Genomic DNA, 8663 nt, shown 5'->3' on the forward strand with positions numbered 1-8663 from the left:
CCACTTCCATGACCACAGACGAACCCCCAAGTAGTCAGTCGTCCAGCCCCCGATCGGGTGAAAAGCGATCGGGCGAGAAAAACTGGCTGGAGAAGCTCTTCGGCGCCTTTTCCGCCGAGCCCAAATCCCGCGACGAGCTGCTGGATATCATCAAGGATGCCGCGGAAAACCAGTTGGTGGACGCGGAGGCCCTGTCCATCATCGAGGGCGCGCTGGATGTCTCCAGCCAGCAGGTGCGCGAAATCATGATCCCCCGCTCGCAGATGGTGGTGGTCAGCCTGCAGGACAAGCCCGAGGAGTTTCTCCCCAAGATCATCGAATCCGGCCACTCCCGCTTCCCGGTGATCGGCGAAAGCATCGACGACATTCGCGGCATACTGCTGGCCAAGGACCTGCTACCGCTGGTCCTGAAGGGTGTGGAAAACTTCCAGCTGGAAGACATCATCCGCCCGGCCAATATCATTCCCGAGAGCAAGCGCCTCAATATCCTGCTGCGGGAATTCCGCGAGAACCGCTACCACATGGCGGTGGTGATCGACGAGTACGGCGGCGTCTCCGGCGTGGTCACCATCGAGGACATTCTCGAGGAGATCGTCGGCGAGATCGAGGACGAGACCGACGAGGAAGAGGAAGACAGCTTTATCCGCAAGGTGGGCGACAACGACTTCATCGTCAAGGCGCTCACCCCCATCGAGGACTTCAACGAGTACTTCGACAGCGAACTCAGCGAGGAGGAGTTCGACACCGTCGGCGGCCTGATCATGCAGTCCTTCGGCCACCTGCCGGGGCGCGACGAAGTCACCCGCCTGGGGAACTTTATGTTCCGGGTACTCTATGCGGACAATCGGCAGATACACCTGCTGCGGGTGAACCGCATGGCGCAGCCGCCGCGGGAAGAAGGTTGAATTCGGGACTCGGGACTCGAAAATATCGTAGGGTGGATAAGCGCTAAGCGCATCCACCTACGGAGTTCTGTTCTTGCTCGCCTGCAAGCAGGCTTCTACATGTGTGATGTGTGCAGATTGAAGTGACAAAACCAGTAATGCGCAGACTGTTATTTTCCCTCGCCAGCACAGCCGCCGGCGCTCTGCTCACTCTCTCTTTCGCGCCCTACGATTTCTGGATCTGCGGCCTGCTGTCCCTGTCCCTGCTGGCCTGGCTGTACCTGCGCGCAGCCGATGGCAAGCAGCTTGCGGGCCGCAGCAGCCTGTGGCTGGCCTTCTGTTTCGGCCTGGGGCTCTTCGGCAGCGGCGGCTCCTGGGTCTACGTATCCATCACCCAATTCGGCAACTCCTCGGTGCCCCTGGGCCTGCTGCTCACCGGCGCCTTCGTTGCCATCATGGCGCTACTGCTGGCACTGCCCTTCTATTTCCTCGGCCGCCTTACCGATCAGAGGGTCAGCTTTGCCCTCGCCTTCGCCGCCCTCTGGTTTGTCAGCGAATGGCTGCGCAGCTGGATATTTACGGGTTTTCCGTGGCTCTACGCCGGCTACGGGCACATCGACACCTGGCTGTCCGGCTGGGCGCCGGTGCTGAGCGTCTACGGCATAGGCTTGCTGCTGGCGCTGACCGCGGCGGTGATCGCCCTGGCGGCGACCGGACGACTGGCGCCACTCAGGCAGCGTACGTCCATCGCGCTGATTGCGGCGGCGCTGTTACCCTGGCCCCTGGGCGCGGCGCTGGCGCAGGTGGACTGGACCTGGGCCGAGGGCGATGCGATCAGTATCGGCCTGGTGCAGGCCAATATTCCCCAGGACAAGAAGTGGCTGCCGGAATTCCGCGGCGAGACCATCAGCCGCTACCAGCAGGCCACCGAGGACCTGAGCAAACAGGATGTGGACGTCATCATCTGGCCGGAGGCGGCGCTGCCACTGCTCTACGGCCAGGCCCCCAACCTGATGCAGGCCCTGCAGCGCAACGCCGAGCAGACGCAGATAGACCTGATCAGCGGCCTGCTCTACGACCGCGAGGACGCCGAGGCCGAAGGCCACCGCGTGATACACAACTCCGCCGCCGTCTTCGGCCGCAGCCCCAGCGTCTACCACAAGCGCCACCTGGTACCTTTCGGCGAGTATGTACCGCTGGAGGAGTGGATCCGCGGCACCATCGAATTCTTCGACCTGCCCACTTCCTTCATTCGCCCGGGCGCAGAGGGGCAGCAGCCGTTGAACGCCGGCGGCGCCAGTTGGGCGCCGCTGATCTGCTACGAGATCGTCTACCCGCGCCTGGTCGCCGACAGCGCGCTGGCCGCGCAAGTACTGCTGACCATCAGCAACGACGCTTGGTTCGGGGACTCCATAGGCCCGCTGCAGCATATGCAGATGGCGCAGATGCGCGCCCTGGAAACCGGCCGCTACCTGGTGCGCGGCACCAATACCGGCATCACCGCGATCGTCGACCCGCGCGGGCAGATAGTGGAGAGGCTGCCCCAGTTCGAGCGCGCCAACATGACCGGAGAAATCCGGGCCATGCGCGGCAGTACCCCGTTTATGCTCGCCGGCATCTCGCTGGTATTCGCCCTGGCCCTGCCGATGCTGGTCGCCGCCACACTGTTGCGGCGCAGAAGCTCCCCCGACGCCGATTCGCCCCTGGCCGGCGAGTTGTCGGACTGATACCTGGAGCCAACCTCGATGCGAGGGGCCTCAGCTGAGCCTACCCTGAACCCCTTATTTCAGGGCAGATTCAGCTGACACCCGCCTCAACCGGGGCGCCAAATGTTACGGATGCGCCCCGGGCTTTCACCTAAAATGCGCAGCAATTGCGACAGGCGCCCCCGGGCGCCCGCCACAGCTGGTGCTGGCTGCTATGCTGCAAGCAATCTTTCAATATAAGACGGCGGCAAGGATGCCTTCCCATGCATTGTCTAATCAGCGGCGGCACAGGCCTGATCGGCCGACTGTTTTGCGAGCACTGGCTGGCCCGGGGCGACGAACTGACGGTGCTGAGCCGGCAGCCGGAAAAGGTGCGCAGACTCTGCGGCGAAGCCGCGCGGGGCTGCCGCGAGCCCCAGGAAGTGGAAGAGCCGGTGGATGTGGTGGTCAACCTGGCCGGAGAGCCGATCACGCACCGCTGGACCGAAAAGCGCCGCGCGGAGATCCGCAACTCCCGCCTGCGCATCACGGAGAAGCTTGTGCGCTGGTCCCTCTCCCAGGCCCAGCGCCCGCGCTACTTCCTGTCCGGATCGGCGGTGGGTTACTACGGCGACCGCGGCGGCGACCTGCTGCGGGAGAACAGCCCCCCCGGCGGCGGCTTCGCCGCGCAATTGTGCCGCGACTGGGAAGCAGCCACCCTGCCGCTACAACAGGCGGGCATCTGCGTCGGCATCATGCGCACCGCCATAGTGCTCTCCACCCGCGGCGGCGCCCTCTCCCGGATGCTGCCCCCCTTCCGCCTCGGCGTCGGCGGCCCCATGGGCTCTGGCGAACAGTGGATGAGCTGGATTCACGAGGAGGATATCGTCGGCCTGATGCTGCACGCGATCGACCGGCACCTGTGCCAGCCGTTCAACGCCTGCGCACCGGAGGCGGTGACCAATAACAGTTTTTCCCGCCTGCTCGCCAAACAGCTGCACCGCCCCTGCCTGATGCGCACGCCGGCGTGGGTGTTGAAACTGGTATTCGGGGACATGGCGGAGGAATTGCTGCTGGCCAGCCAGAAGATGGAACCGCGCACCGCGCTGGACAGCGGTTACACTTTCCAGTTTCCGACCCTGCAGCGAGCCCTGGCGGACCTGCTGCAGAAAAACGGCCACTCCAGGAAGACACGGGTGTAGGTTGGGCTGGGCTCTGCCAAGCCCAACCTACGCGGCCTCCACGCTCCTGCTGAGCGCCTCGGCCAGGTAGCGGCGGCCGGATTCACCCATTACCTGTTCCACCCGGCACTCCATGGGCGCCGAGCCCACCCACTGGGCGTGCCACCGATACCAGTGGCGCTCTTCGCCGTCGAGCCGAAGCTCGACGAAGTCCACCTCCGCCGGATTGATGCGGAACTCCCGCACTATCTGCCCGGCAAAAGTCTCGAAATTCTTGCTCACCTGGGCGGCCCCCTCGCCGGCGCAGAGGAACACCAGCTCGCGGCCGTCCTGGACCGCGCGTTTGAAACCGATCCAGACCGGTCGGTTGAGGCGGTTGTGCAGTTGAATAGGGGAAAATGATGCAGGAATGTCCTTCATCTCAGTGTTACCTCTTTTATTGTTATGGTTGCTCTCCACAGCCACTGTTCCATATCGACAATCATCAACAGGCCTTCGCTGTGGGCCAACCATCTTATGTTCGGTGCGGCTAGCGGACAAGGCAGCATCTTGCCCCAAACTGTATGAGTCGCCACCCCCCTTTGATCACCAGGTAGAAAACTGGTTCCTCAACAATTCCTGACCGGCGGCAGGGGCCACCAGTGATACCACTGGCGTGCCAGTATCTCCCGCCAGTACACCTGGGTGCGCAGCAGTGCCGGGGCGCTGGGCAGCCAGCGCAGCAGGCCGCTCTGTGCCCGCGGCAGTAGCTCCGCGGGGCTGCCCACCGGCAGCGGCTGCACCTGCAGGCCGGCGCGGGCAAATGCCTCCGCGGCGCGGGGCATATGCCACCAGTGGGTTACCAACACCACGCTCTCCACACCGGAATCGTGCAGCATGGCGGCGGTGTTGACCGCGTTTTCGGCTGTCGTACGGCTGCAATTCTCGCGCCAAGTCACCGGGCGCTGGATAAGATCCTGCAGCAGGCCGGCCATCAGCTCCGCCTCCGGCGCCCGCTCCCGCTCGTATACCCGCCCACCGCTCACCAGGAGCGGCAGCTGTGCCGGAGCCCGCCTGGCGGCCCAGACCACCCGCTCCAGGCTAGTGGCGGACAGTCGCTCGTTACCAGAATTCTCATCCCGGTAACGGCCGCCCCCCAGCACCACCACCGCCTGGGGCACGACATCCGGCGCCCCGGACATCCTGCCGAGGCGATCCCCCAGCCAGGCGGAAAACGCCGGTGTCGCCGAAATCCACAGGGCGGCGAAAGAGAGGATAGCCAGCGGCAGTGACAGTTTTGCGAAAAGCGAAGTGGAGGGGAAAAACCACAGCGCCAGGGCCAGCAGCAGGCCCAGCAGCGGCGCCAGCGGGGGCATCACCAGGGTGGTGAGGATGGTGTGCAGCTCCATTCTTATTCCTCAGAATTCGGGGTTCTGTTCCGGGAGCCGGAGCGGGGTGCGCCTTTCTGGGGCACGGGCTAGGCGCCCCCTCAATACATCCCTGCAGGCTTGTCCGCGAGGTCCTCTCGCAGACAGTCCCAGAAAGGCGCACCCCGCTCCGGCTTGTGCCAGTCGCTGCCCCATGAACTTCGAAATCTGAACCTTCAATCCTCCAGCCCACCCTCAATCTGCCGGAAGCAGCCGTAGCCGCAGCGGTGGCAGGGGGTGATCTGGGCTCCCGCCTCAGGCAGGGCGCGGTAGCCACAGCCCAGGCACTGCAGCTCCTCGCCGGCCACGGTGCGCTCCCCGGCCAGGGCCCAGGGCTTGCCCTCCTTGATACAGCGCATCAGGTTGGGCCAGGCGGTCTCGGTGGGGTCGGCGGAGTCCAGCAGCCAGCCGCCGCCGCGCTCCTCCAGGGTTTTCAGCTCGCCCCCCAGGCCGCGCAGGTAGTCCGCGGCCCGGTGCAGGTCGTCCTTCAGCCAGGCGCGCAGGAAGGCGGCCTTGTTGGCGGTCAGCTCCTCCACCGCCAGTTCCCCCTCCACCAGGTTCTCCAGATCCCGGCGCAACTCCTCCGCCAGATCCTCCTCCGGCGGCAACTTCGGTTCCTTCGTCACGGCATCCCTCCTATAATCCCGCGTTTCCGCATCTCCGCATCTTAACCGATGCACAGGGAAGCGCTCCTTGATCGCGATCAATGTTTGAGATCGCGGCCGGGGGCCGCACCCACAAAACAATGGACGGTTTTCCCGCAAATTTTGATCACAGAGTATAGGTCCCCAATCGATGGAAGAGCAGTACAACCCCTCCGCAGTCGAAGCCGCCGCCCAGCAGTACTGGGAGGAACAGAAGAGCTTTGAGGTGACCGAGGACGCCAGCAAGGAAAAATTCTACTGCCTGTCCATGTTCCCCTACCCCAGCGGCAAGCTGCATATGGGGCATGTGCGCAACTACACGATTACCGACGTGATCTCCCGCTACCAGCGCATGCAGGGCAAGAATGTGCTGCACCCGATGGGCTGGGACGCCTTCGGCCTGCCGGCGGAGAACGCCGCCATCCAGAACAGGACCGCGCCGGCCAAGTGGACCTACGCCAATATCGACTACATGAAGGGCCAGCTGAAGGCCCTGGGCTTTGGCTTCGACTGGTCCCGGGAGCTGGCCACATGCCAGCCCTCCTACTACCGCTGGGAGCAGTGGTTCTTCACCCGCCTGTACGACAAGGGGCTGGTCTACAAGAAAAACTCGGCGGTGAACTGGTGCCCCCACGACCAGACGGTGCTCGCCAACGAACAGGTGGAGGACGGCTGCTGCTGGCGCTGCGGCACCACCGTGGAACGTCGCGAGCTGGCACAGTGGTTTATCAAGATCACCGACTACGCCGAGGAACTGCTCGCCGACCTGGACAAGCTGCCCCACTGGCCGGAGCAGGTGCGCACCATGCAGCGCAACTGGATCGGCAAGAGCAAGGGTGTGGAACTCTCCTTCGCGTTGCCGCGGACCATCGCCGGCTGCGACCACTTCGACGTCTACACCACCCGCCCGGACACCCTGATGGGCGTGACCTATGTGTCCCTGGCCGCCGAGCACCCGATATCCCTGGCGCTGGCGGAGGACAATCCCGGACTGAAGACCTTTATCGCCGAGTGCAAGAAACAGTCCCTGTCCGAGGCCGACATGGCCACCATGGAGAAGAAGGGCATGGACACCGGCCTCGTGGCCATTCACCCGATCACCGGCGACGAAGTGCCGGTGTGGATCGCCAACTATGTGCTGATGGATTACGGCTCCGGTGCAGTGATGGCGGTGCCGGCCCACGACCAGCGCGACTGGGAGTTCGCGCGCAAGTACGGCCTGCCGATCAAACAGGTGGTGGCGCCCGCAGGTGGCGAGGCCATCGACCTGGACAAGGAGGCCTTTACCGAGAAAGGCAAACTGGTCAATTCGGGCGGCTTCGACGGCCTCGACTTCCAGGCTGCCTTCGATGCCATCGCCGATGCGCTCGAAGCCGCCGGCAAGGGCCGGGTCACCACCAACTACCGCTTGCGCGACTGGGGCGTATCCCGCCAGCGCTACTGGGGCGCCCCCATCCCGATGTTCAACCTGCCCGACGGCGGCGAGATCCCGGTGCCGGCGGATAAGCTGCCGATACTGCTGCCGGAGGACGTGGAGCTGGACGGCGTCCAGTCGCCGATCAAGGCCGATCCGGAATGGCGCAAAGACGAGCTGAACGGCGAGCCGGTGGAGCGCGAGACGGACACCTTCGACACCTTCATGGAGTCCAGCTGGTACTACGCCCGCTACACCTGCCCGGATTTCGAACAGGGCATGCTCGACCCGCAGCGCGCCAACTACTGGCTGCCGGTGGACCAGTATGTGGGCGGCATCGAACACGCCATCCTGCACCTCCTCTACGCGCGCTTCTTCCACAAGCTGATGCGCGACGAGGGCCTGGTGTCCAGCGACGAGCCCTTCAAGCAGCTGCTGTGCCAGGGCATGGTGCTGGCGGAGTCCTTCTACAAGGAGGTCAACGGCCACAAGACCTGGATCAATCCGGCGGAAGTGGATGTCGAGCGCGATGACAAGGGCAAGCCGATCAGGGCGGTCGAGCGCGCCAGCGGCGAGGAAGTGATTGCCGGCGGCGTGGTCAAGATGTCCAAGTCCAAGAACAACGGCATAGACCCCCACGCGGCGGTGGAGCAGTACGGCGCCGATACCGTGCGCCTGTTCACCATGTTCGCCGCGCCGCCGGAGCAAACCCTGGAATGGCACGACGCCGGCGTGGAGGGCGCCAGCCGCTTCCTGCGCAAGCTGTGGAAGACGGTGCACGGCCACCTCAATGCCGGCGACGGCAGCGCCGGGTTCGATTCCGGCGCCCTCACCGACAAACAGCAGCAACTGCGCCGCAAGACCCACGAGACCATCCAGAAGGTCGGCGACGACTACGGCCGCCGCCAGACCTTCAACACCGCCGTGGCCGCGGTGATGGAACTGCTGAACGAAGTGGGCAAGCTGGCCGAGCGCGACAGCGCCCAAGGCCTGGCGGTGGAGCGCGAGGCCCTGCAGGCCGCGGTACTGCTGCTGGCCCCGGTCACCCCGCATATCTGCCACCATCTGTGGCAGGCACTGGGCAACGCGGCACCGCTGGTGGACGCCCAGTGGCCGCTGGTGGACGAGAGCGCCCTGGTGCGCTCCAGCATCACCCTGGTGGTGCAGGTCAACGGCAAGGTGCGCGCGAAACTGGAAGCGCCGGCGGAAGCCGACAAGGAAACCCTGGAGAAGCTGGCGCTGGAAAACGAAAACGTGCAGAAATTTATCGGCGAGGCCGCGGTGCGCAAAGTCATAGTGGTACCGGGCAAACTGGTCAATATCGTCGCGAAATAAAAGGGGACTCGGGACTCGGGACTCGGGACTCGGGACTCGGGACTCGGGACTCGGGACTCGGGACTCGGGACTCGGGACTCGGGACTCGGGACTCGGGACTCGGGACTCGGGACT

Annotated in this window: 7 protein-coding genes; 4 read left to right on the forward strand and 3 right to left on the reverse strand. The window is 64.6% G+C overall.

Annotation, left to right across the window (positions count from 1 at the left end):
• The first annotated feature begins 8 nt into the window (after nucleotides 1-8).
• From AC6R19_RS15615 to AC6R19_RS15625, 3 genes are all read left to right on the forward strand, one after another.
• Complete coding sequence (locus AC6R19_RS15615) at nucleotides 9-905, forward strand: CorC family transporter (protein ID WP_500580764.1); 897 nt, start codon at nucleotides 9-11, stop codon at nucleotides 903-905.
• A 137-nt stretch (nucleotides 906-1042) separates the two neighbouring features.
• Entirely contained in the window at nucleotides 1043-2611 is a 1569-nt protein-coding gene (gene lnt / locus AC6R19_RS15620) for an apolipoprotein N-acyltransferase (protein WP_500580765.1), read from the forward strand.
• Nucleotides 2612-2853: 242 nt separating this feature from the next.
• Nucleotides 2854-3771, forward strand: a complete 918-nt coding sequence (locus tag AC6R19_RS15625) for a TIGR01777 family oxidoreductase (protein WP_500580766.1) — start codon at nucleotides 2854-2856, stop codon at nucleotides 3769-3771.
• A 27-nt stretch (nucleotides 3772-3798) separates the two neighbouring features.
• Here AC6R19_RS15625 and AC6R19_RS15630 read toward each other — a convergent pair whose 3' ends face one another.
• The 3 genes from AC6R19_RS15630 to AC6R19_RS15640 all read right to left on the reverse strand — a co-directional run bounded on the left by AC6R19_RS15630 (nucleotide 3799) and on the right by AC6R19_RS15640 (nucleotide 5782).
• Nucleotides 3799-4170: a hypothetical protein gene (locus tag AC6R19_RS15630; protein ID WP_500580767.1), complete on the reverse strand. Its 372-nt coding sequence runs from the start codon at nucleotides 4168-4170 to the stop codon at nucleotides 3799-3801.
• Between the two features lie 188 nt (nucleotides 4171-4358).
• Entirely contained in the window at nucleotides 4359-5138 is a 780-nt protein-coding gene (locus tag AC6R19_RS15635) for a YdcF family protein (protein ID WP_500580768.1), read from the reverse strand.
• Between the two features lie 194 nt (nucleotides 5139-5332).
• Nucleotides 5333-5782 carry a zinc ribbon-containing protein gene (locus AC6R19_RS15640; RefSeq protein ID WP_500580769.1) on the reverse strand — a complete coding sequence of 150 codons (450 nt, stop codon included), beginning with the start codon at nucleotides 5780-5782 and terminating at the stop codon, nucleotides 5333-5335.
• Between the two features lie 169 nt (nucleotides 5783-5951).
• Between AC6R19_RS15640 and leuS the strand changes: the two genes are divergently transcribed.
• A complete protein-coding gene (gene leuS / locus AC6R19_RS15645) occupies nucleotides 5952-8549 on the forward strand; it encodes a leucine--tRNA ligase (protein ID WP_500580770.1) in 2598 nt (865 codons plus the stop codon).
• Nucleotides 8550-8663: the final 114 nt, after the last annotated feature.

This window comes from Microbulbifer sp. SE14, from assembly GCF_059834885.1.

Coding starts and splice junctions, on each gene's coding strand:
- AC6R19_RS15615 (WP_500580764.1), top strand. CDS start 9: ATGACCACAGACGAACCCCCAAGTAGTCAGTCGTCCAGCCCCCGATCG.
- leuS (WP_500580770.1), top strand. CDS start 5,952: ATGGAAGAGCAGTACAACCCCTCCGCAGTCGAAGCCGCCGCCCAGCAG.
- AC6R19_RS15630 (WP_500580767.1), bottom strand. CDS start 4,170: ATGAAGGACATTCCTGCATCATTTTCCCCTATTCAACTGCACAACCGC.
- AC6R19_RS15635 (WP_500580768.1), bottom strand. CDS start 5,138: ATGGAGCTGCACACCATCCTCACCACCCTGGTGATGCCCCCGCTGGCG.
- AC6R19_RS15625 (WP_500580766.1), top strand. CDS start 2,854: ATGCATTGTCTAATCAGCGGCGGCACAGGCCTGATCGGCCGACTGTTT.
- lnt (WP_500580765.1), top strand. CDS start 1,043: ATGCGCAGACTGTTATTTTCCCTCGCCAGCACAGCCGCCGGCGCTCTG.